The 26,500-nt window shown below is 59.5% G+C and carries 23 protein-coding genes and 1 pseudogene; 7 read left to right on the top strand and 17 right to left on the bottom strand.

The genetic code is table 11. From position 1 onward, the window contains the following. Window positions 1-22 precede the first annotated feature (22 nt). From ACOI8A_RS12555 to ACOI8A_RS12615, 13 genes and pseudogenes are all read right to left on the bottom strand, one after another. Entirely contained in the window at window positions 23-760 is a 738-nt protein-coding gene (locus tag ACOI8A_RS12555; RefSeq protein ID WP_420651365.1) for a hypothetical protein, read from the bottom strand. Beyond that, window positions 757-1,371 (bottom strand): hypothetical protein, encoded by a 615-nt coding sequence (locus tag ACOI8A_RS12560; protein WP_420651366.1) that lies wholly within the window; start codon window positions 1,369-1,371, stop codon window positions 757-759. The genes ACOI8A_RS12555 and ACOI8A_RS12560 overlap by 4 nt, the downstream gene beginning before the upstream one ends. After that, window positions 1,364-4,116 (bottom strand): annotated as a pseudogene (locus ACOI8A_RS12565) (type VI secretion system Vgr family protein). The gene ACOI8A_RS12560 and the pseudogene ACOI8A_RS12565 overlap by 8 nt, the downstream one beginning before the upstream one ends. A gap of 108 nt (window positions 4,117-4,224) precedes the next feature. Further along, window positions 4,225-4,740 carry an Hcp family type VI secretion system effector gene (locus ACOI8A_RS12570; protein WP_420651367.1) on the bottom strand — a complete coding sequence of 172 codons (516 nt, stop codon included), beginning with the start codon at window positions 4,738-4,740 and terminating at the stop codon, window positions 4,225-4,227. Window positions 4,741-5,852: 1,112 nt separating this feature from the next. Next, window positions 5,853-6,599 (bottom strand): S24 family peptidase, encoded by a 747-nt coding sequence (locus tag ACOI8A_RS12575; RefSeq protein WP_420648559.1) that lies wholly within the window; start codon window positions 6,597-6,599, stop codon window positions 5,853-5,855. Between the two features lie 221 nt (window positions 6,600-6,820). Next, a complete protein-coding gene (ppa, locus tag ACOI8A_RS12580; RefSeq protein ID WP_140669541.1) occupies window positions 6,821-7,348 on the bottom strand; it encodes an inorganic diphosphatase in 528 nt (175 codons plus the stop codon). A gap of 113 nt (window positions 7,349-7,461) precedes the next feature. Continuing rightward, window positions 7,462-8,274, bottom strand: coding sequence for a zinc-dependent peptidase (locus ACOI8A_RS12585; protein ID WP_420648558.1), 813 nt, complete (start codon window positions 8,272-8,274; stop codon window positions 7,462-7,464). A 4-nt stretch (window positions 8,275-8,278) separates the two neighbouring features. Continuing rightward, window positions 8,279-8,929, bottom strand: a complete 651-nt coding sequence (locus ACOI8A_RS12590) for a DedA family protein (protein ID WP_420648557.1) — start codon at window positions 8,927-8,929, stop codon at window positions 8,279-8,281. A gap of 231 nt (window positions 8,930-9,160) precedes the next feature. Then, complete coding sequence (locus tag ACOI8A_RS12595) at window positions 9,161-9,622, bottom strand: GNAT family N-acetyltransferase (protein ID WP_007968150.1); 462 nt, start codon at window positions 9,620-9,622, stop codon at window positions 9,161-9,163. A 117-nt stretch (window positions 9,623-9,739) separates the two neighbouring features. Further along, window positions 9,740-10,573, bottom strand: coding sequence for an ethanolamine ammonia-lyase subunit EutC (gene eutC / locus ACOI8A_RS12600; protein WP_420648556.1), 834 nt, complete (start codon window positions 10,571-10,573; stop codon window positions 9,740-9,742). Then, window positions 10,570-11,964: an ethanolamine ammonia-lyase subunit EutB gene (locus tag ACOI8A_RS12605; protein WP_420648555.1), complete on the bottom strand. Its 1,395-nt coding sequence runs from the start codon at window positions 11,962-11,964 to the stop codon at window positions 10,570-10,572. The genes eutC and ACOI8A_RS12605 overlap by 4 nt, the downstream gene beginning before the upstream one ends. 51 nt (window positions 11,965-12,015) lie before the next feature. Then, on the bottom strand, window positions 12,016-13,467 hold the full coding sequence (gene eat, locus ACOI8A_RS12610) for an ethanolamine permease (protein WP_420648554.1): 1,452 nt from the start codon (window positions 13,465-13,467) through the stop codon (window positions 12,016-12,018). A gap of 110 nt (window positions 13,468-13,577) precedes the next feature. Next, the gene (locus ACOI8A_RS12615) at window positions 13,578-15,098 is read right to left on the bottom strand and encodes an aldehyde dehydrogenase family protein (protein ID WP_420648553.1); all 1,521 of its coding nucleotides are present in this window, start codon (window positions 15,096-15,098) and stop codon (window positions 13,578-13,580) included. 301 nt (window positions 15,099-15,399) lie between these two features. On the opposite strand from ACOI8A_RS12615, the gene ACOI8A_RS12620 reads away from it, so the two are divergent. The 4 genes from ACOI8A_RS12620 to ACOI8A_RS12635 all read left to right on the top strand — a co-directional run bounded on the left by ACOI8A_RS12620 (window position 15,400) and on the right by ACOI8A_RS12635 (window position 19,870). Beyond that, entirely contained in the window at window positions 15,400-17,313 is a 1,914-nt protein-coding gene (locus tag ACOI8A_RS12620; RefSeq protein ID WP_420648552.1) for a sigma-54-dependent Fis family transcriptional regulator, read from the top strand. A 301-nt stretch (window positions 17,314-17,614) separates the two neighbouring features. Continuing rightward, on the top strand, window positions 17,615-18,964 hold the full coding sequence (gene mpl / locus ACOI8A_RS12625; RefSeq protein WP_420648551.1) for a UDP-N-acetylmuramate:L-alanyl-gamma-D-glutamyl-meso-diaminopimelate ligase: 1,350 nt from the start codon (window positions 17,615-17,617) through the stop codon (window positions 18,962-18,964). Next, window positions 18,961-19,593: a flavin prenyltransferase UbiX gene (gene ubiX, locus ACOI8A_RS12630; RefSeq protein WP_420648550.1), complete on the top strand. Its 633-nt coding sequence runs from the start codon at window positions 18,961-18,963 to the stop codon at window positions 19,591-19,593. Before mpl ends, ubiX begins: the two co-directional genes overlap by 4 nt. After that, window positions 19,586-19,870: a YceK/YidQ family lipoprotein gene (locus tag ACOI8A_RS12635; protein WP_420648549.1), complete on the top strand. Its 285-nt coding sequence runs from the start codon at window positions 19,586-19,588 to the stop codon at window positions 19,868-19,870. The genes ubiX and ACOI8A_RS12635 overlap by 8 nt, the downstream gene beginning before the upstream one ends. Before the next feature lie 87 nt (window positions 19,871-19,957). Here ACOI8A_RS12635 and ACOI8A_RS12640 read toward each other — a convergent pair whose 3' ends face one another. The 3 genes from ACOI8A_RS12640 to ACOI8A_RS12650 all read right to left on the bottom strand — a co-directional run bounded on the left by ACOI8A_RS12640 (window position 19,958) and on the right by ACOI8A_RS12650 (window position 22,920). Beyond that, complete coding sequence (locus tag ACOI8A_RS12640) at window positions 19,958-20,599, bottom strand: oxidoreductase (RefSeq protein ID WP_420648548.1); 642 nt, start codon at window positions 20,597-20,599, stop codon at window positions 19,958-19,960. A gap of 27 nt (window positions 20,600-20,626) precedes the next feature. Further along, a complete protein-coding gene (locus ACOI8A_RS12645; RefSeq protein WP_420648547.1) occupies window positions 20,627-22,354 on the bottom strand; it encodes a C13 family peptidase in 1,728 nt (575 codons plus the stop codon). A gap of 110 nt (window positions 22,355-22,464) precedes the next feature. Continuing rightward, window positions 22,465-22,920, bottom strand: coding sequence for a MaoC family dehydratase (locus tag ACOI8A_RS12650; RefSeq protein WP_420648546.1), 456 nt, complete (start codon window positions 22,918-22,920; stop codon window positions 22,465-22,467). Between the two features lie 179 nt (window positions 22,921-23,099). On the opposite strand from ACOI8A_RS12650, the gene ACOI8A_RS12655 reads away from it, so the two are divergent. From ACOI8A_RS12655 to ACOI8A_RS12665, 3 genes are read left to right on the top strand one after another with little or no spacing between them, the layout of a single operon-like run. Further along, on the top strand, window positions 23,100-23,462 hold the full coding sequence (locus ACOI8A_RS12655) for a CidA/LrgA family protein (protein ID WP_420648545.1): 363 nt from the start codon (window positions 23,100-23,102) through the stop codon (window positions 23,460-23,462). Then, window positions 23,462-24,178, top strand: coding sequence for an LrgB family protein (locus tag ACOI8A_RS12660; RefSeq protein WP_420648544.1), 717 nt, complete (start codon window positions 23,462-23,464; stop codon window positions 24,176-24,178). The genes ACOI8A_RS12655 and ACOI8A_RS12660 overlap by 1 nt, the downstream gene beginning before the upstream one ends. A 10-nt stretch (window positions 24,179-24,188) precedes the next feature. Continuing rightward, the gene (locus ACOI8A_RS12665) at window positions 24,189-24,779 is read left to right on the top strand and encodes an LON peptidase substrate-binding domain-containing protein (RefSeq protein WP_420648543.1); all 591 of its coding nucleotides are present in this window, start codon (window positions 24,189-24,191) and stop codon (window positions 24,777-24,779) included. Between the two features lie 7 nt (window positions 24,780-24,786). Here the strand turns inward: ACOI8A_RS12665 and ACOI8A_RS12670 are convergent, their stop codons facing one another. Further along, window positions 24,787-26,484 carry a hypothetical protein gene (locus ACOI8A_RS12670; protein ID WP_420648542.1) on the bottom strand — a complete coding sequence of 566 codons (1,698 nt, stop codon included), beginning with the start codon at window positions 26,482-26,484 and terminating at the stop codon, window positions 24,787-24,789. Between the last annotated feature and the right edge of the window lie 16 nt (window positions 26,485-26,500).

The raw sequence follows: 26,500 nt of genomic DNA on the forward strand, positions 1-26,500 counted from the left end.
TGACGGATTCGCCCGTTGATGCCTATTGGCGCTGCGCCTCAAACACGAAGGGGTCCCCCTGATTCGGGAAGTGCAGCAGGTACTGCGCTACCGGGTTTTTAGTATTGGGTACCCGGTAATCCACTTTCAGCCCGGTCGGATTGTTTTCCAGCTCCGCCCCCAGGTAGGCGTTTTCCGGATAGCTGAACTGATTGCCGGGCGCCTTGCGAATGGCCGAGCAAGAGGCGAACAGTCGCGGTAACGCGTATAGATGCTGGCCGTGCACCAGCAACACCAGGGGGTAGCGATCACCGTAGCCACTGCTGACGTACTGCAACTCCAGGCACGTTGAGGCGCCTTGGCGCCAGGCCGTGGCGGTCGCCAGGTTTTCCGGGTCGATGGGATCACCGACTGGCCATTGCGACGAGGCGAAGTTGACCGCATCGCGCAGACGCCAACGTTGTTTGCCGACTGTCAGGGCCTCTCCGTCAAAGACAATTACGGGTGTCCCTTTGGGCGGGTCGAGCTTCAGTTCCTCGGGCGCGCTCCACTGCGCATCCTCAAAACGTTCAAACGCCGGGCGCATGGCGTTGACCCACAGGCACTGCCGTGGCGATTCCGCGCAGGGCCTGGCTAGCTCGCTGCCGGGTCCGGCAAACAGGTTGTCGCCCAGCGACTGATAAAACGCACGGTAATCGGTGAACTGTACCGGGGCTGCCTGCGCCAGAAAGGGCAGGCTCGCGCCGAGAAACAGGTTCAGACAACGGGTGAGTTTGCTCATCGATATTCCTTGGCGCCGGTTGCCTTGATGTATTCCGGATTGGTGGTCCAGAAGATCGTTTTGCCGATGGCGGCGGTGGACCGGTAAATGTGGTTATAACGACCCCGCTCGCGGGTATTTACCATTGTGTTGGTCTTTTTGTTGAACTGCGTCCAATAGGTGATTTTCTCCGGCTTCGAGACTTGCGCAACACCGAAGATGTTGTGCGAAGGAGAACCGTAGTGGAACCCGGATGAGTGTCGGGGGTTGGTCGAATCCTTGATATCGATGCCATCCCACCAGTAAGCGCCATTGGAGGGATCATTGCCGCGTTGGGCGAGAGCATCCCGCGCACTCTCCACTGCCGAGCGCATATTCGGATCGGCATTGATGGCTGCTTCCGAAGCCGCCATCAGTTGGTTGTAACGGACATTCTTGCCCTGCATTGCAACGACGTAACTGTCACCAGCCTCCTTGAGCAGGCTGGCGACGTCGGCCAGCCCCCAGGCGCGCATACGGTTGGTCACCGTAAAGCAAATGGCGCGGACTTCCTGCGGGTTGTTGTCCGTCGAGGCTTCGCCGTATCCGATGGCCGCGAGCTTGCGCATCTGTGGCGTGATGAGATCAGGCATTTTGTTTCTCCTTCACCGGCCACGATTCCAGTTCCAGCTCCATGTCGGAAGGGAATTCCGGCGTGCGCTCACCGGAGCCCTCGGCCACGACTTCCCCGGCGGACATCACCTTGAAGTGGTGCGGCGCGGGTCCACCGTTGTCATCCTTGAATTCAAAGAACTGCACAATTTCATCCGCCTCATCATCGGCACTGGCAACACTGGCAGCAGCCCCCGCACCGCCTGCCGCGGCACCCGCGGCTGCCGGAGAGGGCGGCTTGAGCATGGCCACATTGGCAATGCTCATCACATCTTTCTGCAACAACTGCGTGGCGCCCTGAGCATCGGTCACTCCTTCGACCACTTCGCCATTGGATAGGGTGATTTTGTACGGCATGTTGGGCATCGCCGACGTCCCGTCAATCTGCTTGAGCATAAAGCGTCGCTGGGTATCGCCGACTTTGAATTTAGGCAGTTCCGCTTCAAGGCTAGTGGCGCCGAGCAGGCTGTGTTTGGCCGCTTTGACGATCAGGTTGCCGGGCATGCCCAGTTCGATATTGCCGCCCTTGATGGTGATGTAGGCCCCGCCACACATCAGAGTGATGTGCTCTTTGGCCGACACCAGCACATGCTGGTTGCTCGCGCTGACTTCCACACTCTGATCCGCTTCCAGGCGAATGTTGTTCTTCTGAGCCTGCAACAGCATCGGGCCCTGATGGGTGATCTGGCGCATTTCGCCGCTGTGGGCAAACATCCCTAGGTCGGTCCCGGCATTGAGCACAAACTTCTGCCCCGAGGTCTGTTGCTGATTCTGCTGGGCAACGGTGTCGATGTGTTCACCCGCCGCCACCGTGATGCTCTTGGGAGACGCCGCGGCGATACCGGCTTCACCGCTCACGGCAATTGCCGGATTACCTCCATTGTCCTTGCCCGATTCGTCGTTCGCGCCGTTGCCCAGGTCGCGAACCGCATCGCTGAGCGTCTTCTGCGGCGCCTTGTCATGGCCTACACCCTGGTTGTCCTGGGCGTAATCGCCCAAGTCCTTGGCTAGCTTCAATGCCGCTTCCAGTACCTGTACCACAGAGGCGCGATTGAGGTGACCGCCGCTGGCGTTCATCTGCTCCTCGGTACTCAGCAGCAGGCCTTTGGCTGCTCGCAACGCGCCGTGTTCATCGGTGCGCAACTCAAAACCTTCGCCGCGCGGTTCACCGCCGCTCGGCCGTGGATGCGTCAGGTAACCCAGATGCAATGCGGTGCTGCCATGATCACTCATCAACGCGGCACTGATCTGCTTGGTGGTATCGTCAATGCGCAGTTCGTTGGCCCGAGAGCCCTTGTATTCCTTGCTCTTGATGGTGCTGAGAATCTTGTGATTGGGCAGTTGGTAAGGCGGCATGTTCGTCGCCCGGTACGTGCGGCCGGTGATGATCGGTTGATCGCAATCGCCGTCGAGGTAATCGACGATGACCTCCTGGCCAATGCGCGGGATCGCCATATGGCCCCAGTCCGCGCCCGCCCAGTTCTGCGCCACGCGCACCCAGCAGGAACTGAATTCGTTGTTCTTGCCTTCCCTGTCCCATGGGAACTGGACCTTTACCCGGCCAAATTCATCCGTGTAAATCTCTTCCCCGTCCGGCCCGGTCACCGTCGCAATCTGTGGTCCGTCAACAATCGGTTTGGGCCGTGGCGGGGTACGCCATTCGGTTTCTTCGGAAACGATCTCGGCGACAAAGTCATAACTCACGCCGACATCGGCACCGGCGGACTCTTCTTCCTGACTGGCGTGCTGGATGCCCTTGTGAGTGATCCTCAGCGAGCGCCACCAGCGATTGAAATCTTCCCGGGGGTGGCCGGTGAGCTGGAAAGACAAGCCCGGGATCAGGCGCGGATCGTCGCCTTCGACCACGGCGATTCGCGCGTCGCCACGGTGTCCCAGCAAGCGATTCTGGGTGAAGGGTTTACCGGCAGCGGTGGCCTTGTAGCGGCCCGGATAGTCGTAGCGTTCGTAGTTCGGCGTCTGATGTTGCAAGTCATCGCCGGCGAAGTTCTGCTGCTGGTCGAAGGTCGGGCGCTTGAAGGTGTAATCGCGTTGGGTCTGCTCGGCCGTGCGGACGTTCTCGGTGTAACTGAACGCATAGAGCACGGCTGCGTTGCATCTGCTGCCGGTTCAGTGGTGTAGAGCACCGGAGCGCCTTGAATACGCTCCTGTACATAGAGTTTGTCGCCCTGGATCAGCGTGTGAGTGCTTTCGTTGCATTTGAAGAAATAGAACAGGCCTTCTTCACTGGACAGCCGATCGAACAGGTACAAGTCAGTGTCGCCGACCTGCGTACAGTATTCGCGCGGCAAATGTTCGCCGTTGATGTGTTGCTGATAGTCGAGGATGCCGTGCTCGCTTAACACGGACTTGATGATGTCCGGCACGTTTTTCTGCTGAAAAATACGCCAGTTGGAACTCAAGGCCAGTCGGGCGAGTTGCGGTTCGACCACCGCCCGATAACGTGTCCGGCGAAAGCCGGTTTTCCGTTGAGTGAAACTGGACACCAGCCCGTGGACATGACGCACAGCCGTGCCGCCTTGCCAGATCGTGAGCAAAGAGGGCTGATCGAGCACCTTGCCGAAATCAATGTTCGGGTAGCGGCTGGCCAACTCGATCGTGAGTCGAAAAGGCTCACAGACGGCCTCCTCCAGCGTGAACTCTACGACCTCGAACTCCATCTGACCTGACAACACGGAAAACGTGAACTTCAAATCCCTTTGACGCATTTAACTATTCCTTGGTCAGGTGAGAAAGAGAGTCCGCACATCAACTCTGCAAGGCATAAATCGCATCGACGAGCAGAGCTGGCCGATGCGTGAAGCGGTCAGCCGCGATTAAGCGACTGGTTGACGCCAGTCATCGGAACCCGAAGTACCGGATACTTCGTGGGTCCAGGTGATTTTACGGTAGGTGAATTGCACTTCTTCCAGGTGCGTGAAGTGGGAGTTGCCTGGATCCTGGCAGTTGTGCATTTTGTTGTTGATGGCGACGATGATCGCGTCTTCCAGTTTGGTGGTGTAGTAGTGCTCTTGAGTACCTTGAGCCGAAGTACGGAACCACTGGATAACGATTTCGCTCATGCGCTCGCCCGAAGTCAGAGCGGCTTGCAGCAGTGGCGAAGCCTTGTCGTAGACCTTGGTGATCACAACTGGCTTGTGAACGCGCTGACCGGTTGGCTGACCGGATTGCGGGTCACGCGGGATAATTACGTCGTGGTTGAAAGCCTGAACCATGACCTGGTCTTCGTGACCTTCCTGGTAGGTGTTGCCAACCGAGTCGGCGGTGAACGCGCCGGCAGTGATCAGACCTTGTTTTTCGCCAGTGACGGACATGTACGCTGGTGTAGCCATGGATGTGCTCCTTGCTAAATAAATGAGGGTGCCCAAGAGGCGAAATCGCCCGGTGGTTGCCTATTGCCTATCAACGTCCGTGCCAGAAAAGTTGAGAGCCAATTAAACCGGGAGTTTGGTCGATGTTTTTTAGTCGCTTGGGTAAGTTTGAAGGGGAAACATCCCATAAAGTGCGCAACTTCTTGCGCAGTACTGCGCAACTTCTTGCGCACTCGGCTACAGGCCACGGCGGGCTTGGCGATTAGCGATATTGGAGGGCGGTTTCGCAAAATAAGTGCGCAACTTCTTGCGCATCATGGCGATGAGGCATCATCACCCACTTTGGATAGTAAAGTTGTTCTTGATTCTCTAGCTACTCAAGATGCCCATACCAAAACTTCTCATGCGTGCCGGTTTGAGGGCAGATGTTGTCTTTCCTTGCTTACGGTAACCGTTCTTAGCGGCATTGCAACTATAGTAACTGCCATGCCCTCCGGTGATCTGCTTCCAAAGTTCACCGATCTTGCGCCTTGTGCCAGTCATTGCGATGGAAAGCACCGTTGAAAAGGAATTCTCTGCGATGACCGGCCAATTGGAAGCGAAGTATCCGAGATTTTCGCCCGGTAGGCTTAACGACCAGCCGAAGTCCGTCCCCTTCGTCTCCTTGTTCCCCCATTTGTACCCCCATAGCATCGCCGGATGAGGTTAGGTGGCGTTGAACACCATTGGACAGAGAAATGCTCTATGGCCCCGGAATAGAGAGGCTAGCAGTTGATTTCTCAGATTGGACAGGATTTTTTCGGGCATTAAAAAGCCGGCTTGTGGCCGGCTTCTCGGGGACTGGCTTGGTTTATTTTTGGTAAACCGCGTCAGCCTTCAAAACGTACACCCGGATCTTGCGTCCGGCTGTGGGACTTGGTCAGACAGTGGTCTGCCGCGTCGGGCGCTATCTGAACCGCTGGGCGGGTCGATGCGCGAATGTGGGGCGCAGGATACTGAGTTTTGCTGGGGATTCCCAGTGTGAAGTGCGGTTTAGAGCGACCGTAGCCAGTACAAATCAAACATTTGTACTGGCTTTCAGGGCCTCATCGCCAGCAGGCTGGTTCTCACAGGGTTTTGTGCCAGCCGCAGGTTCAAAGAAACGGCACCACCGGCCTTCGTTTGCTCAATGTCGACCACCAGAACACCCAGCCCAATATATGGATTCGCTCTTCATCGATCTGCGCTGTGCGGAATATTTCGTCGGGGTGTTCGGCGCTGTTGTGGCTGCGCAGGCGCAGGCCGTTGCCGGGCATGCGGTGCAGGTATTTGATGCGCAGCATGCCGTCGTGTTCGATGGCGTAGATTTCGCCGTCGACTACTTGAGTGAGGCCGCGGTCGATGGCGACGACCGAGCCGTCTTCGATGTGTTCGGCCATGCTGTTGCCGATCATGTGCGCGCAGATCGCGTCGCCAGGTCTGACTTCAAGCTTTTCCAGGTGGGCGCGTGGCAGGCGGATGGATTGCTCCGGATCCTGGATGACGTGGGTTTTGCCGGCGCCGGTGGCGAGTGGGGTTTCCTTGAAGAACGGCAGGTCGATGTCGTTGGGGTTGGTGACGGTATAGATGCCGCCGACGGATTGGGCGTCGAAGGTGTCGCCGTTGCTGGCGGGGGCGTGCAGTTGCGGGGATTCTTTGGTGCCTTCGCCGGTCTTCAGCCATTCGCTGTTGACGGAGAGCAGGCGTGAGACTTCTTCCATGCGGTACGCGGGGACGCCCCGGGTGTACCAGTTATGAACGTTTTGGGCTTCCGTGCCCCAGAACTTTGCGAATCCCGTGGTGGAGATGTTCGCAGCTTCCAGGAGTGCCTTGAATCTTGGACCGCTAGTGTTCTTTCTCATAAACACGAGTCTACGGCCGGTATAGAGCGGTTTGAATAAACCTTGCGTTCAAAAAACCGGCAAATTTTGCGACGGGATGTAAGACGTGCTTGTGGGAGATTACACACGCTAAAACTTTTCTGTAGTCCTCTATAAACAGGTTGTTTAAGACGCAGTCGTGCAGGCAAAGAAAACCCCGGATCAACCGGGGTTCTCTTCAAGCATTGCGCAGGTCGGGACGCTTAGCCTTTGTAGGCAGCAACCGACTTGGTGATTGCTTCGCGAGCGGCGTCTGCGCCGGCCCAGCCTTCGATTTTCACCCACTTGCCTTTTTCAAGGTCTTTGTAGTTGGCGAAGAAGTGCTCGATCTGCTGGATCAGCAGTGGCGGCAGGTCGGTGTATTCCTTCACGTCGACGTACAGCTGGGACAGCTTGTCGTGTGGGACTGCGATGACTTTGGCATCGCCGCCACCGTCGTCGGTCATGTTCAGGATGCCGACCGGACGTGCGCGGATCACTGCGCCTGGAGCAACCGGGTAAGGGGTCACAACCAGCACGTCGAGGGGATCACCGTCGTCAGCCAGGGTGTTCGGGATGTAACCGTAGTTGGCCGGGTAGAACATCGGGGTGGCCATGAAACGGTCAACGAACAGGCAATCGCTGTCTTTGTCGATTTCGTATTTGATCGGCGCGTGGTTGGCCGGGATCTCGATCGCGACGTAGATGTCGTTCGGCAGGTCTTTGCCAGCCGGAATCTTGCTGTAGCTCATTGGGCGGTGCCCCCGTTAGTTGACCAAAAACACTTGGCCGGATTGACCAAAAAGTGGCGGCGATTATAGGCATATTCTGCCGTGGACGCCACGTAGCGGAAGTCGTACAGACTTTACTCGTGAGCCTGATAGACCGGGTCGTGGGCCTGAAGTTGCCGCAACCGGCCCAACGGATCCTGTCGGTAGAAAAGCTTGAGCTGCGCATACACCTGTGGATAAGCCTCGTGTAGCAGATCCGGGGCGCTGAAGAAGTATTCGCTGGTGACGGCGAAGAACTCTGCCGGGTTCTCGGCGGCGTACGGATCAATGGCAGTTTCGAGGTCTGGATCGTGGTCGAGCTGGCGATTGAGGTCATCGTAGGCCGCTTGCATCACGTCAGCCCAATCCTTGACGCGCATGTCGGCGTGCAGCGGCGGCAGGCCGTTGGCGTCGCCGTTGAGCATGTCGAGCTTGTGCGCGAGTTCGTGGATCACCAGGTTGTAACCTTCCCAGCCACCACTGGCCATCACACCGGGCCAGGCCAGGATGATCGGCCCTTGCTGCCAGGCTTCGCCGCTGTGTTCACCGTCCCATTCATGCTCGACGCCGCTGGCATCACGATGACGCTGGGGGCTGAGAAAGTCGTCGGGATACAGGACGATTTCGTGAAAACCCTGATACCAGTTCAGATCGCCTAGATGCAAAAGCGGCAATTGCGCCTGGGCGGCGAGCAGCAGGCGTTGCTCCTGATGGAGTTCGACGCCGGGCAGTGCGGTCAGGTGTTTTTCATCGAGAAACAGCACGCTGGCTTCGCGCAGCCACTGGTCTTCAGCGGCGCTGATGCCGTCGAGAAGGCTCAGGTGATGGCGCACCCGTTGCCATAGATCATCGGCAATCGGGTGCCTGGCGAGGATGCGCCGGCGTCGCCAGGCACTCAGCGACCACATCGGCTTAGTGCGTTTCGACTTTGGAACCACCGAAACGGCTGCGCACCACGCCGATGATCATCGGAATCAGCGACAGCAGGATGATCGCTACCACCAGCAACGACAGGTTCTTCTTGATGAACGGTACGTTGCCGAAGAAATAACCCAGCGTGACCAGACCGCCCACCCAGAGAATCGTGCCCAGTACGCTGAAACCGAAGAAGCGCGGATACGGCATTCTGGCGACGCCTGCGACAAACGGCGCAAAGGTCCGAATGATGGGCAGGAAGCGCGCCAGAGTCACGGTTTTGCCACCGTGCTTGTCGTAGAAGTCGTGGGTTTTTTGCAGGTAATCGCGGCGGAAGATTTTCGAGTTCGGATTATTGAACAATCGCTCACCCGCCGTTCGTCCGATTACGTAGTTAGTGCTGTCACCGAGGATTGCCGCGAGCATCAGCAGACCGCCCAACAGTACCGGATCCATGCCGCCGCCCGCAGCGACTGCACCGGCGATGAACAGCAGGGAATCACCCGGCAAGAACGGCATGACCACCAGTCCGGTTTCGCAGAAGATCACCAGAAACAGGATGGCGTAGATCCATGGCCCGTAGTTGGTTACCAGCATGTCGAGATAGACATCGAGATGCAGGATGAGATCGAGCGGGTTGAAATCCATGGAGGCACACCTGTTTGGCGGCCCGACTCAGCAGGCCTGTGCGGTTGACTTCGTGTAAGCCTACAAGCGGATGTAGTTTTTCTTACAAGCCGGAAAGATCGCGATTATACGGTTTGAGAGGTGAAACGCGCGTTGGTTTTGTAGCGGGGGATGTCGACTGTGAATAAATGTCGGGGATGAACGGTTTGCAGGAAGGGCGTCAGGTCCCTCCCTGCAGACAGCTCCCTGCGATCAGAGCTCGTCGCTGATCGGCAGCACGTAGTTCTTGAACTCGGTGTCTTCCTTGAATCCGATGGATTCGTAGGTTTTCTGCGCCACTTCGTTGTCGGCGCTGGTGGATACGCGCATGCGTACAGCCTGGGTTTCCTTGGCCATGCGCTTGGCGGTGCGGATCAGGTTGTCGGCAACCAACTGCCGGCGAGCGTCTTCGGCTACGTAGATGTCGTTGAGAATCCACACGCGCTTGAGCGACAGCGAGGAAAAGCTCGGGTAGAGCTGGCAGAAGCCCATGAGTTTCTTGTCGTCGTCATCGGCCAAAGCCAGATAGATGACTGACTCCTTGCGCCGCAGGCGTTTTTCGAGAAATGCCCGGGACGAGTCCGGATAGGGCAGGGAACCGTAGAACTCGCGATACTTAACGAACAACGGTGTCAGCAAATCCAGGTGTTCGAGGGTCGCTTGGATAATCCGCATAGTAGGTCTCGTCCTTCAAGTGGCTGTCTTCACGTGCGCTGACGGCGTTGGGAAACCTCTGGCGGCCGTGCGTCGATCCTGCCTCAAACCAGCGCAGAAACGCAATGCGGAAACGGTTCAGGTTGGGGGCGGATCGAGTAGGAAATTACTCTTCATGTCTGCTCCGCTTTCCGATTCCAGCGTGTGAAGCTGTGCCTCGTCCTTCAGATTGACCCCCGACAAGCCTCTGCGACAGGCTTCGCGCATCAGATATAGCAAGCGATGCGCCGCCATGCCGTAGCTCAAACCCTCAAGCCGCACATTCGAGATGCAGTTGCGGTAGGCATCGGTGAGGCCGATCTTGGGATTGTAGGTGAAATATAACCCCAGGCTGTCCGGCGAACTCAGGCCCGGACGCTCTCCGATCAGCATCACCAGCATTTTTGCACCAAGCAACTGGCCGACTTCATCGCCGATGGCCACACGGCCCTGTTCGACCAGAATCACCGGGGCACACGACCAGCCGTCGTCGCTCATCTGTTCTTCCAGGCGGGTGAGAAACGGCAGCGTATGCCGATGCACCGCCAGCGCTGACAAACCGTCAGCCACCACAATCGCCAGATCGACCCCGCCCGGATACGCCGCAGCGTAATCGCGCAACGTCTGCGCCGAATCATCACTCAACTTGCGGCCCAGATCCGGGCGTTGCAGGTAGCTGTTTCGATCCAGCGCCGCGCTGTGCAGCAACAGGCTGTCCCGTCCACGCTCAGTCAGTTGCGCACTGAGCGCGGCGTGATCGAACGGCAAATGCACCGCATCCCGCGCCTGTGCATGGGCGTACTGGAAATCCAGTTGCGCACTGGTCGGCAGGCTGGTGCCGGTGCGCCCCAGCGCAATGCGCGCCGGGGTCAGGCGACGCAACTCAAGCCATGGGTTTTGCGGATCGGCCGGCGGTTTATCCATATCACTCATCCCAATTGCGCCAGCGCCTGGCGGAAGGCCGGCGGCAGGTTGTTGCCGAAGCGGACCTTGCCGTCCGCCTGGGTAAAGATGCCCATGTTCGCCAGCCACGTCTCGAACTCAGGGGCCGGTTTCAGGCCCAGGGTCTGGCGCGCATAGAGCGCGTCGTGGAACGAGGTGGTCTGGTAATTGAGCATGATGTCGTCGGAGCCGGGGATGCCCATGATGAAGTTGATCCCGGCCACGCCGAGCAGGGTAAGGAGGGTGTCCATGTCGTCCTGATCGGCTTCGGCGTGGTTGGTGTAGCAGATGTCGCAGCCCATCGGCACGCCGAGCAACTTGCCGCAAAAGTGGTCTTCGAGGCCGGCGCGGATGATCTGTTTGCCGTTGTACAGGTACTCCGGGCCGATAAATCCTACGACGGTGTTCACCAGAAACGGCTTGAAATGGCGCGCCACGGCGTAGGCCCGGGTCTCGCAGGTCTGTTGATCGACGCCGTGGTGGGCGTTGGCCGACAGCGCGCTGCCCTGACCGGTCTCGAAATACATCAGATTCTGGCCGAGGGTGCCGCGATTCAGGCTCAGCCCGGCCTCGTAGCCTTCCTGAAGGATATTCAGATTGATGCCGAAACTGGCGTTGGCGGCTTCGGTTCCGGCGATCGACTGGAACACCAGATCCAGTGGCACCCCCCGGTTGATTGCTTCTATAGAGGTGGTGACGTGGGTCAGCACGCAGGCCTGGGTCGGGATGTCGTAGCGCTGGATGATCGCGTCGAGCATTTCCAGCATCGCGCAGATCGAGGCGATGCTGTCGGTGGCCGGGTTGATCCCGATCATTGCGTCGCCGTTGCCGTAGAGCAGACCGTCGAGAATGCTTGCGGCGATCCCGGCGGGTTCGTCGGTCGGGTGATTGGGTTGCAGCCTTGTGGACAAGCGTCCGCGCAGGCCGAGGGTGCCGCGAAACTTTGTGACGACACGGATCTTCTGCGCGACCAGCACCAGATCCTGCACGCGCATGATTTTCGACACGGCGGCGACCATTTCCGGGGTCAATCCCGGAGCGAGGGCGCGCAAGCTGTCTTCATCGGCAGCGTCGCTCAACAGCCAGTCACGGAAGCCGCCGACCGTGAGATGGCTAACCACCGCGAAGTCCTGTTTGTCATGGGTATCGATGATCAGTCGGGTGACTTCATCGGCTTCGTAAGGAATCAGCGCTTCCTGCAGGAAATGGCTGAGCGGAATGTCGGCCAGTGCCATTTGCGCAGCGACTCGCTCGCCGTCATTGAGCGCTGCGACGCCGGCCAGAAAGTCTCCGGAACGCGCCGGACTGGCCTTGGCCATCACGTCCTTGAGGCTGTCGAAGCGGTAGGTCTGGCTGCCGACCGTGTGAGCAAAACTCGCCATACAGAATTCTCCGTGACGGCGCAGGGCAGGCCTGCGCCGTGATTTCGGCTGTCAGTGCAGGGCTTCTTCAGCTTTCTGAATCGCCGCGAATTCTTCTTCCGGCGTGCCTGCTACCAAGTGATGTCGACTGTAAAAAGCAAAGTAAGCAATTAACACTCCATAGATCACGGCGGCGCCGATCACCACCCGTGGATCGACCAGGAACCCCGCCACCACGGCGATGCACGCCAGGACCAGCGCGACGCCGGAGGTGAAAATGCCGCCCGGCGTGCGGTATGGCCGGTCCATTTTGGGGCGACGGATGCGCAGGGTGATGTGCGCGGCCATCATCAGCACGTAGGAAATGGTCGCGCCGAACACCGCCACCAGAATCAGCAAATCCCCCTGACCGGTCAACGACAAGCCGAAACCGATGATGCCGGGAATCACCAGCGCCAGCACCGGTGCCTTGCTTTTGTTGGTTTCGGACAACTTGCGCGGCAGGTAGCCAGCGCGCGACAGGGCGAAAATCTGCCGCGAGTAGGCGTAGATGATCGAGAAGAAACTGGCGATCAACCCGGCCAGACCGACCAGATTGACGAAGCTGCCCATCCACGTCGAACCGCCGTAGGCTTTAGTCAGCGCTTCCACCAGTGGATTGCCGGATGTCAGCAGCGAATTGGCACCCGCGCCGCCGGGGCCGACGATCAGAATCAAAAGCGCAAAGGCCAGCAGCACCAGCATGGCGCCGATCAAGCCGCGCGGCAGGTCGCGTTTCGGATTCTTGGTTTCTTCAGCCGCCAGTGGCACGCCTTCGACGGCGAGGAAAAACCAGATCGCATACGGAATCGCGGCCCACACACCGACGTAACCGAACGGCAGGAAACTGCTGGCGCCCACCGCAGTGGTCACGGGAATGTCGAGCAGGTTGGCCACATCGAAGTGCGGCACCATCGCCACTAGAAACACCCCGAGTGCCAGCGCGGCGACAGCAGTGATGACGAACATCAGCTTTAACGCTTCGCCAACCCCGAAAATGTGGATGGCGATAAAAATGATGTAGAACGCCAGGTAAATCACCCAGCCGCCGATACCGAACAACGACTCGCAATAGGCGCCGATGAACACCGCGATAGCGGCGGGGGCGATGGCGTATTCGATGAGGATCGCGGTCCCGGTGAGGAAGCCGCCCCAAGGGCCGAATGCGATGCGGGCAAATCCGTAGCCGCCACCGGCGGTCGGGATCATCGAAGACAGTTCGGCCAGGGAAAAACACATGCACAGGTACATGGTGGCCATGAGCAATGTAGCGAGGAACATGCCGCCCCAGCCACCTTGCGCCAGGCCGAAGTTCCAGCCAGCGTAGTCGCCGGAGATCACATAGGCCACGCCCAGGCCCACCAGCAATATCCAGCCGGCAGCGCCTTTTTTCAATTCGCGTTGTTGGAAGTAGTCCGAGCCGACTTTTTCAAAATCGACGGACGCGCCGGTCGCCGGAGCGCCAACTGGGGATTCGCCAGGCATAAGGTTCACCATTTTTATTGTTTTTTATGGTCCCGGCTGACACTGCCGGGTTGACGCAGATCCCGCAGGACAAACTCGCTCCCCGCAAGAGAGCGAGTTGTCTCCCGGGTTTAGAAGAAGCCCAGCGGATTGATGTCGTAGCTCACCAACAGGTTTTTGGTCTGCTGATAGTGGTCGAGCATCATCTTGTGGGTTTCACGGCCGACGCCGGATTTCTTGTAGCCGCCGAACGCGGCGTGCGCCGGATACAGGTGGTAGCAGTTGGTCCACACACGGCCAGCCTTGATCGCGCGGCCCATGCGGTAGGCGCGGTTGATGTCGCGGGTCCACAGGCCGGCGCCGAGGCCGAACTCGGTGTCGTTGGCGATGGCCAGCGCTTCGGCTTCGTCCTTGAAGGTGGTGATGCTCACCACCGGGCCAAAGATTTCTTCCTGGAACACACGCATTTTGTTGGTGCCCTTGAGCAGGGTCGGCTGGATGTAATAGCCGGTCGCCAGACTGCCCTCGAGTTTTTCCACCTTGCCGCCGGTCAGCAGCTCGGCGCCTTCGCCTTTGGCGATTTCCAGATAGGACAGGATTTTGTCGAATTGCTGCTCGGACGCCTGCGCGCCGACCATAGTGTCGGTGTCCAGCGGGTCGCCACGTTTGATTTGCAGGACTTTCTTCATCACGACGGCCATGAACTCGTCGTAGATCGACTCCTGAACCAGCGCACGCGATGGGCAGGTGCAGACTTCGCCCTGGTTGAAGAATGCCAGTACCAGACCTTCGGCGGCTTTTTCGATGAAGGTCGGCTCGGCTTGCATGATGTCTTCGAAGAAGATGTTCGGCGACTTGCCGCCCAGTTCCACGGTCGACGGAATGATGTTTTCCGCAGCACATTTCATGATGTGTGAACCGACCGGAGTCGAGCCGGTGAAAGCGATTTTGGCGATGCGTTTGCTGGTAGCCAGCGCCTCGCCAGCTTCTTTACCGTAGCCCTGCACGACGTTGAGCACGCCCGGCGGCAGCAGATCGCCGATCAGTTCCATCAGCACGGTGATGCCCAGCGGCGTTTGCTCGGCAGGTTTGAGTACCACGCAGTTACCCGCCGCCAGTGCCGGGGCAAGTTTCCACGCGGCCATCAGAATCGGGAAGTTCCACGGGATGATCTGGCCGACCACGCCCAGCGGTTCATGGATGTGATAAGCCACGGTGTTGCCGTCGATTTCGGCGGCGCTGCCTTCCTGAGCGCGCAGGCACCCGGCGAAGTAGCGGAAGTGGTCAGCGGCCAGCGGAATGTCGGCGTTGAGGGTTTCGCGGATGGCTTTGCCGTTGTCCCAGGTTTCGGTAATCGCCAGCAGTTCGAGGTTCTGTTCGATGCGGTCGGCGATTTTCAGCAGGATCAGCGAACGCGCCTGCACCGAGGTCGAACCCCAGGCATCGGCAGCGGCGTGGGCGGCGTCCAGTGCCTTGTCGATGTCTTCGGCAGTGGAGCGCGGGAATTCGGCAATTGGCTGGCCGTTAACCGGCGAAGTATTGGTGAAGTACTGACCTTTGACCGGCGCGACGAACTCGCCGCCGATGTAGTTGCCGTATTTGCTCTTGAACGAGACTTTGGCGCCTTCAGTACCGGGATGAGCATAAAGCATGATTGTTCTCCTTGGCTTGTTGTACTTATAAGAGAGACGCGCATGAGCGCTTGTTATAAGCGTAGAGCAAAGGCCGGGCCAGTGCCTTGCGGCTCAGGCAAATCAAGGCGTTGCACGATTTCTGTCGGACGGGCGGATTGCGCCTGTGGCGGTTTCGGTACAGTCGGGGTGACAGTTTGTACCGCTTCTGGCACAGGCTGTGACCGGACAGTCTTGCCAGCATTGCAAAGCACCGGATGCTGGAGGATGCTCGGCACACAGCTCCTACAGGGGCCGTGTACCTTTCGGGGAATAATAAGAAATGCACGACAACCATTTGAGTCGCCATGCCCAGCAGGTTCTCACCGCCACTCAGGGCAAACCGCACTTGCACGGGCCCGGTGCCGACCCGTCGATTGCCCGCTCCTGGCTGCGCTGTCTTGAGGACTACCACCTCGACCCGGCCCTGAGCATCGCGCCAACCGTGCTTGAGCATGGGCGCGTACTCGAGAGCCGCGAACGTCTGCAACAGGTTCTGCAGATTGCCGGCAGCGAGATGAGCAGCCTGCATCAACAACTCTCCGGCGCCGGCCACGCGGTACTGCTGACCGACGCGCGCGGGGTGATCCTCAACTGCGTCACTGCCCCCGCCGAACGCAAGATTTTCGAACGCTCCGGCCTGTGGCTGGGTGCTGACTGGAGCGAAGCCTGCGAAGGCACCAACGGCATCGGCACCTGTCTGGTCGAGCGGCAGGCGCTGACCATCCACCAGGATGAACACTTTCGCGGTCGCCACACCGGCCTGACCTGTTCGGCGAGCCCGGTGTTCGACCCGCATGGCGAGCTGCTGGCGGTGCTCGACGTTTCATCTGCCCGGCATGATGTGTCGCGGCAGAGCCAGTTCCACACCATGGCGCTGGTCAATCTTTCGGCGAAGATGATCGAGAGCTGCTATTTCCTGCGTTGTTTCGATAACCAGTGGTTGCTGCGTTTTCACTTACAGGCCGAATCGGTCGGGCTGTTCAGCGAAGGGCTGCTGGCGTTCGACGGGGAAGGGCGGATCAGTGCGGTAAATCAGAGCGCATTGAATTTACTCGGGCACATTCGCGGCGGCTTGCTGGGTAAACCGGTGGAGGCGTTTTTCGATTGTTCGCTGGATGATTTGCTTGGCCGCGCGACTGCCAATGCCAGCGCCAGTTGGCCGCTGCGCACCCGCGATGGGCGGCATTTATTTGCAGTGTTGCGCGGCGAGAGCCGTCGGCCGTTGTCGGTTGCGCCCGTTCCCGTAGTCGTTGAAACACCGCGACTGTCAGGTATTTGCCTGGGCGATGCGGCGCTGCAAGCGGACTTCCGCAAAGCCTTGCGCGTGTTCGAACGCGACGTCCCGCTGCTGATCAACGGCGAAACCGGTTCCGGCAAAGAGGCATTCGCCAAAGCGGTGCATCAAGCCAGTCAGCGCTGCGGTAAAGCCTTCGTCGCGCTCAACTGCGCTGCGATCCCGGAAAGCCTGATCGAGAGTGAACTGTTCGGCTATCGCGGCGGCAGTTTCACCGGCGCACGCAAGGATGGCATGCGCGGCAAGTTGCAGCAGGCTGATGGCGGCACGTTGTTCCTCGACGAGATCGGTGACATGCCGCTGGCCTTGCAGACCCGTTTGTTGCGGGTGCTGGAAGACCGGCAAGTGGTGCCGATTGGCGGCGAACCGGAAGCGGTCAATGTGCGGATCATCAGCGCGACTCACCGCAATCTGTTGGCGCGAGTCGAGGACGGCAGTTTCCGTGAGGATCTGTATTACCGGCTCAATGGGCTGGAAGTAGCGCTGCCGGCGTTGCGTGAGCGCAGTGATAAATCCGAGCTGCTGGATTTTCTGCTGGCCGAAGAGGCCGGCGGGGAAACGGTGGTGATCGACGAGGCGGCGCGTCAGGCGTTGCTGGCGTTCAACTGGCCGGGGAATGTGCGGCAGTTGCGTAATGTGCTGCGCACGCTGGCGGCGTTGTGTGACGAGGGGCGGGTCGGGATTGAGGATTTGCCGGCGATGATTCGGCAGGTGCGCCCGCAAGTGCTGGAAGTTGCTCCCTCTGAGCAGCCGCTGGAAGATGCCGAACGCGTGGCTTTGCTTGATGCGCTCGAGCAGACGCGCTGGCACATGACCCATACGGCGCAACGGTTGGGCGTGAGTCGCAATACGCTTTATAGAAAGCTGCGTAAGCATGGAATTGAGCGGTGTGTCAGTTAGAAGCCCCTCACCCTAGCCCTCTCCCAGGGGAGAGGGGACTGACCGAGTTGTTCTCTAAATCTGCGCCGACCTGACACATCGCAGTGAACGCTGGTTTGCTGAATCCATAATCGACTCGATCATTCAGGTCGACGTATAGCGCAAGACACCTCGGTCAGCTCCCTCTACCTCTGGGAGAGGGCTGGGGTGAGGGCCGCGATCTCAAGCCGGACACAAATTCAGACCACCACCCTCAATCACCTAAAGAGTGCCATTTCCCCCTCCCTGCGCTAACCTGCGGCGATGTTTTACGAGGTCGACTATGCACATTCATATTCTGGGTATCTGCGGGACTTTCATGGGGTCGATGGCGGTTCTGGCCAAAGAGCTGGGCCATCACGTGACCGGCTCCGATGCCAACGTTTATCCGCCGATGAGCACGCAGCTCGAAGCCCAGGGCATTCAGCTGACGCAGGGTTACGACCCGGCGCAGCTTGATCCTACGCCGGATCTGGTGGTGATCGGCAACGCCATGTCCCGCGGCAACCCGGCGGTGGAATACGTGCTGAACAAAGGCCTGCCGTACGTCTCCGGCCCGCAGTGGCTGGCCGATCATGTGCTGCAAGGTCGCTGGGTGCTGGCGGTTGCCGGTACGCATGGCAAAACCACCACCAGCAGCATGCTCGCCTGGGTGCTGGAACATGCCGGCATGAGCCCGGGTTTCCTGATCGGCGGCGTGCCACAGAATTTCTCGGTGTCGGCTCGACTGGGCGGTACGCCGTTCTTCGTGATCGAAGCTGACGAATACGACAGCGCGTTCTTCGACAAACGTTCGAAATTCGTTCACTACCGTCCGCGCACCGCGATCCTCAATAATCTTGAGTTCGATCACGCCGACATCTTCCCCGATCTGCCGGCTATCGAGCGCCAGTTCCACCATTTGGTGCGTACGATTCCGAGCGAAGGTCTGGTGATTCACCCGACCACCGAGCCTGCTCTGCAGCGCGTGATCGAGATGGGTTGCTGGACCCCGGTGCAGACCACCGGTGTCGGCGGCCAGTGGCAGGTCAAGTTGCACAAAGACGACGGCTCGGCATTCGAAGTGATGTTTGAAGGCGTGTCCCAAGGCACGGTCGAGTGGGAATTGACCGGTCTGCACAACGTCGCCAACGCCTTGGCCGCGCTGGCCGCTGCACGTCATGTCGGTGTGGTGCCGTCGATGGGCATAGCCGGGTTGAGCGCGTTCAAAAACGTCAAACGCCGCATGGAAAAAGTCGCGGAAGTGCGCGGCATCACCATCTATGACGATTTTGCTCATCACCCGACCGCGATTGCCACCACCCTTGATGGCTTGCGCAAACGCATCGGCGATGCGCCGCTGATCGCGATCATCGAGCCGCGTTCCAACTCGATGAAACTCGGCGCGCACCGCGACGGTCTGCCGGACAGCGTGGTCGATGCCGATCAGGTGATCTGGTACGCCCCGGCCAACCTCGGTTGGGATCTGGCGGGCACCGCAGCGCTGTGCACCGTGCCGTCGATTGTCAGCGATTCGCTGGAAGGCATCATCGAACGCGTGAAGAGCCAGGCCCAGCCCGGCACCCACGTGGTGATCATGAGCAACGGCGGCTTCGGCGGCCTGCACGGCAAACTCGCCGAGGCGCTGAAATGAGCAACGGCCCGGAACGCATTACGCTGGCGATGACCGGCGCGTCCGGCGCGCAGTACGGTTTGCGCCTGCTCGATTGTCTGGTGCGTGAAGATCGTGAGGTGCATTTCCTCATTTCCAAGGCTGCGCAGTTGGTGATGGCTACCGAGACCGACGTTTCGCTGCCACCCAAGCCGCAGATGATGCAGGCGTTCCTCAGCGAATACACCGGAGCGGCTGCCGGGCAGATTCGTGTGTATGGCAAAGAGGACTGGATGTCGCCGGTGGCTTCCGGCTCCGGTGCGCCGGCGGCGATGGTGGTGGTGCCGTGTTCGACCGGCACGCTGTCGGCGATTGCCACCGGCGCCTGCAACAACCTGATCGAGCGCGCAGCGGATGTGACGCTCAAAGAGCGCCGCCAGTTGATTCTGGTGCCGCGTGAAGCGCCGTATTCGAGTATTCATCTGGAGCACATGCTCAAGCTGTCGAACATGGGCGTGACCATCCTGCCGGCCTCACCAGGGTTCTATCACCAGCCGCAAACCATCGATGACCTGATCGATTTCGTCGTGGCGCGGATTCTCAATCTGCTGGGGATCCCTCAGGACATGCTGCCGCGCTGGGGCGAGCATCACCTGAACAGCAATGAATAAGTGGTTGGTTTTAGTGTTGGCGCTGCAACTGACGGGATGCGCCACGGCGCGCACGCTGGACGCAGCCAAAGCGGGTGCGCCGGTGGTGTACGCCGGGACTCGCCTGGATTTGTATGCGCTGAATGGCGGGTGTTGTGCGATGGATCGCTTCGGGGCTGAGGCGCCGAGTTATCCGGGGGTGGATCTGCCGGCAAGTGCGTTGCTCGATACGCTGCTGTTACCGCTGTCGTTGCTCACCGTTCTAGGCGTGGGATTTCAGGCGACTGGCGGATTGTAAAAGTCAAAAGATCGCAGCCTGCGGCAGCTCCTACATGGGATTGATGTACACCCTGTAGGAGCTGTCGAAGGCTGCGATCTTTTGATCTTATTTACCGAGTTTCCTCAGTTCATCCGATTCAACCACGCGCACCCCATCCTGTTCTTCCAGCGCCAGCCGCCACATCGCCCGCGCCAGCTGACACGCTTCAATCCCGCGATATTTGCCCGGAATCAATTTCGAAAACGGCGCAGCCAGCTGCTCGCCCAGACGCGGCTCGGTACGTTCACCAAGCAACAACGAAGGCCGGCAAATGGTCAGTTGCGGCCAATCCTGCGCGCGCAATGCGTATTCCATCTCGCCTTTGACCCGGTTATAGAAGATCGAGGATCGGCGATCCGCCCCCAGGGCACTGATCACGATCAAATGCCGCGCACCCATTTCCCGTGCGCGCTTGGCGAACGCCACGACCATGTCCAGATCCACTGCGCGGAATGCTTCTTCCGAGCCGGCCTGTTTGATCGTGGTGCCGAGGCAGCAATAGGCGATGTCGACGCGACCGGCCAGTTGCGGCAGAAAAACCTGCGGATCACCGACCGGGTTTTCCAGATGTGGATGCTCGGCCAGTGGCCGGCGTGAAGGGGCGAGAACACGCGTGATCGTAGGCTCGTTGAGCAAGCGGTCGAGTAGATGTTCACCGGTCAAACCGGTGGCTCCGGCAAGCAATACATGCTGAGGCGTCAAGTACATAGTGTTTCTCCCTTGATACTGTTCAGCTTAGTTGCTCTTTGTCACTCCGTCGTTCAACGAAGCACTCTGCAACGCTTTTCGCGCCTGCTGTTTGCGCAGCAGTTGCCAGTGCGAAAGCACGGTTTTCGGGGCCCAGATCTGTGGCTCGGAGGCTTCGAAACTGTCCGCCAGTTCGCGCTCGGCAACAGTGGCTTTGGCCAGTTTGAAGGCTTGCTCCAGATCGTCGGTCTGGTTCAGCGCCTGGGCGAACAGCGCGTCGCCGAAGTAGGTGAAGTTGGCCTCTTCAGAGCAACCGAATGAAACCCGGTCGGCACGCGAGGCGGTCATGATCAGCGTGCGTTCGTCTTTGAGCGCCGGGATGAAACCGCCGGAGTAGCACGAGGAAATCACGATCACTTTGTCGCGGTTTTTCAGTGGCGCGAGCACGGCGGCGAGTTCGTCGGCGGGCAGATCGGCCAGTTCCATGCGCGGCTGATCGAGTACCAGTTCGTGCTCGGCGGTGCCATGGCTGGTCAGGTAGATGAACAGCAAATCTTCCGGGCCGCTGCGTTCGGCCAGGGTCTGGGCGGCACGGCGCAGGTTTTCGCGGGTGGCCATCGGCCGGTCGCCGAGGTGGTCGCGATGGTTGACCAGACGAATCTGGCCGTAGGCGCCAAAACGTGTGGCGAGCATGTTTGAGACGAAGTCAGATTCGCGCAGAAAGACGCTTTGCTTACCGTCGCCGCCCAAGGTCAGGGTGAACAACTCGACAGCCGGAGTCGAGGCCGGAACCGCGGCCAATGCGTCTTCGAGCAGGCGACCCTGGGCCAGCAATCCAAGTTCCAGGGAGTCGGGCAGCAACTTGCCGTCGGCATCGCGTACGCGCTGACCGTTAACCCATGTGCCGCTCAACACGCTACCGTCGGTCAGCACCAAAGTGCCGCGTCCCGAATAGCTGTCGTTGTCGAACTGGCCGATATAGAAGCTGCCATCAGCCAGGTTCAAGCGGCCCTGACCGCTGAAGCGCCAGTCACTGAATGAACCGACATAGTGACTGCCGTCGGCGCCGATCAGCTCGCCTTTGCCGGTCAGCGCGCCTTCCTTGAACTGACCGAGCCAGACATCGCCGTCAGCGTTTTCGTAGCGGCCCTTGCCGTGCAGTTGGTTGTTCTTGAAGCCGCCGACATAGATGTCGCCATCGGCGCTGTTGAACGTGCCGTTGCCTTCCAACTGACCGTTGACGAAATGTCCGCTGAACGTATTGCCGCTGGCATCGCCGCGCTGGCCTTCGCCGTTGGGTTTGCCGTGGGCGAACTGGCCTTGATAAGAACTGCCGTCATCCAGTTCGAGGCGACCGAGCCCGGAATATTGATCCGCCTTGAACTCACCCCGGTAAGTCATGGCGTTTTCTTTGAGGGTGCCTTCTCCGTCACGCCGGCCGAGCTTGAAGCCGCCGGTGTAACTGCTGGAACTGGTGGTCAGGCTGCCTTGACCGTTGAACAGCCCCTGCTGGAACTGGCCGCGATAAACCTCGCCGTTACTGCCGTGCCATTCGCCCTGACCGTGCCATTGGCCCTTGTCGAATTGCCCGGCGTACCAACTGCCGTTCGGGTAGTCGATGCGGCCCTGACCGTGCAGCAAGCCGTCGACCAGTTCACCGCGATAACGCCCGCCGTCGGGCAGGCGCGCATCCGGGGGCAACAGCGATTCGCCGTCGCCGCAAGCGGTGAGCATCAGGGTCAAGGCAAGCGGAACAAGAGCGGCAAGTGAGCGCATAGCGGGATCCGGGCAAGTAGGCGACGGAGTATGCCGCAGCTATGTGACCTTATACAGCCGGGAACGAGGAGGGGATGCGAAACAGCGTGCGCCGGTTCGCATCCGGAGGCTTAAACGAAGCAGAGCGACAGCGGCTCGGCGATGTAGGCCGGTTTGTCCGAGCCTTCTATCTCCAGCGTGGCGGTGGCTTTGAGCAGCCATTGGCCGGGTTTTTTCTCGGTCACTTCAACCATGTCGACCTTGAGCCGCACTTTGGAATTGACCTTGACTGGCTGGATGAAGCGCACGCTGTCCAGACCGTAGTTGACTACCATCTTCACGCCTTCAGGCAGGATCAGGATGTCTTCCATCAGTTTGGGCATCAGCGACAACGACAGGAAACCGTGAGCGATGGTGCTGCCAAATGGCGTTTGCGCGGCTTTGACCGGGTCGACGTGAATGAACTGATAATCCCCGGTGGCTTCGGCGAACAGGTTGATGCGCTCCTGATCGATGGTGAGCCATTCGGAACGTCCGAGTTCCTTGCCGACATAATCTTTGAGCTCTGCAACTGGAACATAGGGCATTGAGACTCTCCTTGGGTTCATCGTTTTATAGTTTTTCTGGTGGGGGATTTGACCGCCCTGCGAACTACTGTAGATCATCATGGCGATTTGCTCCGGTCAACCGACCATGCTTTTGGCGAATGCCGATCCATAGCGCAGGCGTGCTTATAATGCCGGGCGTTTTTTGTAGGAGATGTCAGATGTTGCTACGTGGCCTGACCATGCTGGTGCTGTTCCAATTGCTCGGCACGGCGCTCAATCATTTGCTGTTGCCGGTGCTGCCGGGGCCGATCATCGGCCTGTTGCTGCTGCTGGGGTTCCTGATCATCCGCGGTGAAGTCGGCGAGCCGGTGAGCCTGGCAGCCAGCAGTCTGCTGCGTTATCTGCCATTGCTGCTGGTGCCGCCAGCGGTTGGCGTGATGGTTTACGCCACGGCGATTGCCGCCGATTTCTGGGCGATTGTCGGCGCGCTGGTGTTGTCGCTGTTGCTGTCGATGGCTTTCGCCGGGGTGCTGATGCAGCGCCTGGTCAAGCGCCACGCGCCGCCGGTGGAGGAATCCTGATGCTGTTCGACTGGCACGGCGCCTGGACGTCGGTGATTCACCATCCGCTGTTCGGCATCGGCATCACCCTCGGTGCCTATCAACTGGTGCTGGCGGCGTTCGAGAAAACCCGCTGGATCTTTCTGCAACCGGTGCTGGTCTCGATGCTGGTGCTGATCGGCGTGCTGACGGCGTGCGGCATCACCTATGCCGAGTACCGCAAGAGCACTGAGATCCTGAGTATTCTGCTCGGTCCGGCGACGGTGGCGCTGGCGGTGCCGCTTTATCTGAATCTGCGACGCATCCGGCAATTGTTCTGGCCGATTTTTACTACGCTGGTGATAGGCGGGGTGGTTGCCACGGGTTTGGGCGTGGCGCTCGGTTGGTGGTTTGGTGCCGATCACATGATCTTGATGACCATGGCGCCGAAATCGGTGACTTCACCGATTGCCATGCTGGTGGCCGAGCAGATTGGCGGCGTGGCGGCGCTGGCGGCAGTGTTTGTGTTGATCACCGGGGTGATCGGCGCGATCTTCGGCCCGGCGCTGTTGAACCGTCTCGGCGTGCACAGCCCGGAAGCACGCGGCATGGCGCTGGGCATGACCGCGCATGCGGTCGGCACGGCGGTGGCGATGCAGGAGAGTGATGAGTGCGGCGCCTTCGCGGCGCTGGCGATGAGTCTGATGGGCGTGGCCACGGCGGTATTCCTGCCGTTGGCGGTGTCGATGGTGGTGTAAGGAAATGTCTATGAGCCTGGCGCTTTTTCCGCTGAACACAGTGCTGTTTCCCGGCTGCAATCTGGATTTGCAGATCTTCGAAGCGCGCTACCTCGACATGATCGGCCGCTGCATGAAGCAGGGCGGCGGATTTGGCGTGGTGTGCATCCTCGAAGGTCACGAGGTCGGCGCTGCGCCGGAAGGTTTCGCGATGGTCGGCTGCGAAGCGCGGATTACCGATTTCCAGCAGCAGGACAACGGCCTGCTCGGCATCCGCGTGCAGGGCGGCCGGCGCTTCACGGTGTTGCGCACTGAAGTGCAGCGCGATCAATTGATCGTCGCCGACGTCGAGTGGCTGGACGATGAGCCCGAACAGCCGTTGCAGGATGAAGACGCCGATCTGGTGGCACTGCTCAAGGCCTTGGCCGAACACCCGATGGTCGAAGCGCTGAACATGGGCATCGAAGCGCTCGGCCAGCAATCGCTGGCCAATCAATTGGCCTATCTGCTGCCGTTCGCCGAAGAAGACAAGATCGACCTGTTGCAACTCGACGATCCGCAGCAACGCCTGGATGCGATCCAGGCGCTGCTCGATGAGTTGCAGGGTGAACTCTTCGCTTAGCGACTGGTTATTCGGGCCAGACGATATCGTTGGCGAACCAGTCCTTGCCCGCTGGCAGGTGCAATATCGGCTTGCCTGCCTTGGCGACCGCATCGATCAGGTCGTCATATTCGTGCCGGTTTGAAGCGCCACTGTGGGTTCGTTCCTCGATGTCGTTGCCGATGAAGCCGTTCTGGCCTTCTGCCGCAACATCGTCGACCCTGGCCGCGCGAGTGTAGGTTGAGTCGAGCAGCCACAGACGCTCGGATTCGATCCCGTGCTTCGAAGTCGAAATCAACGCTTCGAACTCGTCGTCGGGGAACCACGCGCCGTTGTCCAGAGCCGCCAGATTGAGCATGCGGTTCTCTTCGTTAAGCACCACTTCCATTTTTCGCGTATCGATGATGTACGAGAATACGAGCTGCTGATCGTGGCGTACCGTCTCGTAGTTACGCTCTAAGTCCAATTCTACGTCCGAGACATCAGACCAGCCGTCGTCGGAGCCCGCGGAGTCATTGTCGGACTCGCCGGGTTTTTTGCCGGGGTATCTGTTTTTCTGGTTGTTGTAGCGCAGATATTCCGGGTCCGGGAATTCGATGCCTTTGCCGGAATAGACATTCTTGAGCAGCTTGAGGCTTACCGTCGCGCTGATCGGTTTGGCCGTCGTGGCGCCGCGCGGGTGTTTCAGGCGAGGCAGCATCCGCGCGTCGTTGTAGAACTCGAAGGGTGTACGCTCATCGGCCCGGAACATCGCGGGGATGTCGGTGCGATACAGGCAGTCGCTGGCGTTGCGCAAATAACCCAGTCTGGCCAGAAACCCGTCGAGATATTCGCGACTGACACTTTTGTCGAAATCCACCAGATTGCTGCGCATTGTGCCGTTCCTTACGGGCAGGAGCAGCGGCTGTATTTCCTCGTAGAGTCGATCAAAGCGGGTCGGATCGTTCGCATCCAGGGATCGCAGTCGATGCTGCTCGGCCCACTCCGGCATCACTTTCGGATTGGCCATCAAGTCGTTGTGCAGTTGCACGTGCTGCCCCGGCGAAAGATTGTAGGAGCGCAGCAGCTCGACGCGTTGGCCATGCGTCATGAGTGGATACATTGCAAGCAGTGAGTCGCCGAGCAGTTGCCTGGTCGCTTCGTGCGCGGAGAGTGGCGCTATATGCAACTGCTTGGCCGGCACCTGTATTGCACCTTCATCGCCCGCAGTGCCTGGGCGTTTTAACGAATCAGCCGACTCGACCTGACGAACCGGGCTCCAGGTGGCTTCGCCCTGGTTTCTGAACAGTGCGGGGCCAGGTGGCAGTTTTTTGTACAGGTCGGTGGCCCGATAGGCGCCAAGCCCCGCATCGAACTCGACGTGCACGGTACCGGAATCTTTGACGTCGACGAATCTGCGCCCAACGACAAAACGAAAGCCGTCAGCGTCGGCGGTTTGCATATTGCGCAGTAGCGCGGCATTCAGCAGGTAGCTGCTCAGTCCGTTGTGCGGTTCAGGCACGACGCCAGGCAGGTCGGAAATTTCGACTCTCGGTACGTCGGCGCCAGCATGGGTGCGAACACTGTTCGTCGCACCCACGTTGACTGCGGGCCGACTCGTGCCAGCCAATGGCGTCTGGTGCAGCACAGGCAGATCGGCGTCTGGCCGGAACCGGTTGGATCCCGGATCAAGCGTCGGCGAATTGACTTTCGGGATATTGGGCGACGCAGGTGGTTTGGGGCGCATGGTGTCATTCCTTGAC

This window comes from Pseudomonas sp. P4795 (assembly GCF_048822895.1).
GTDB lineage: Bacteria > Pseudomonadota > Gammaproteobacteria > Pseudomonadales > Pseudomonadaceae > Aquipseudomonas.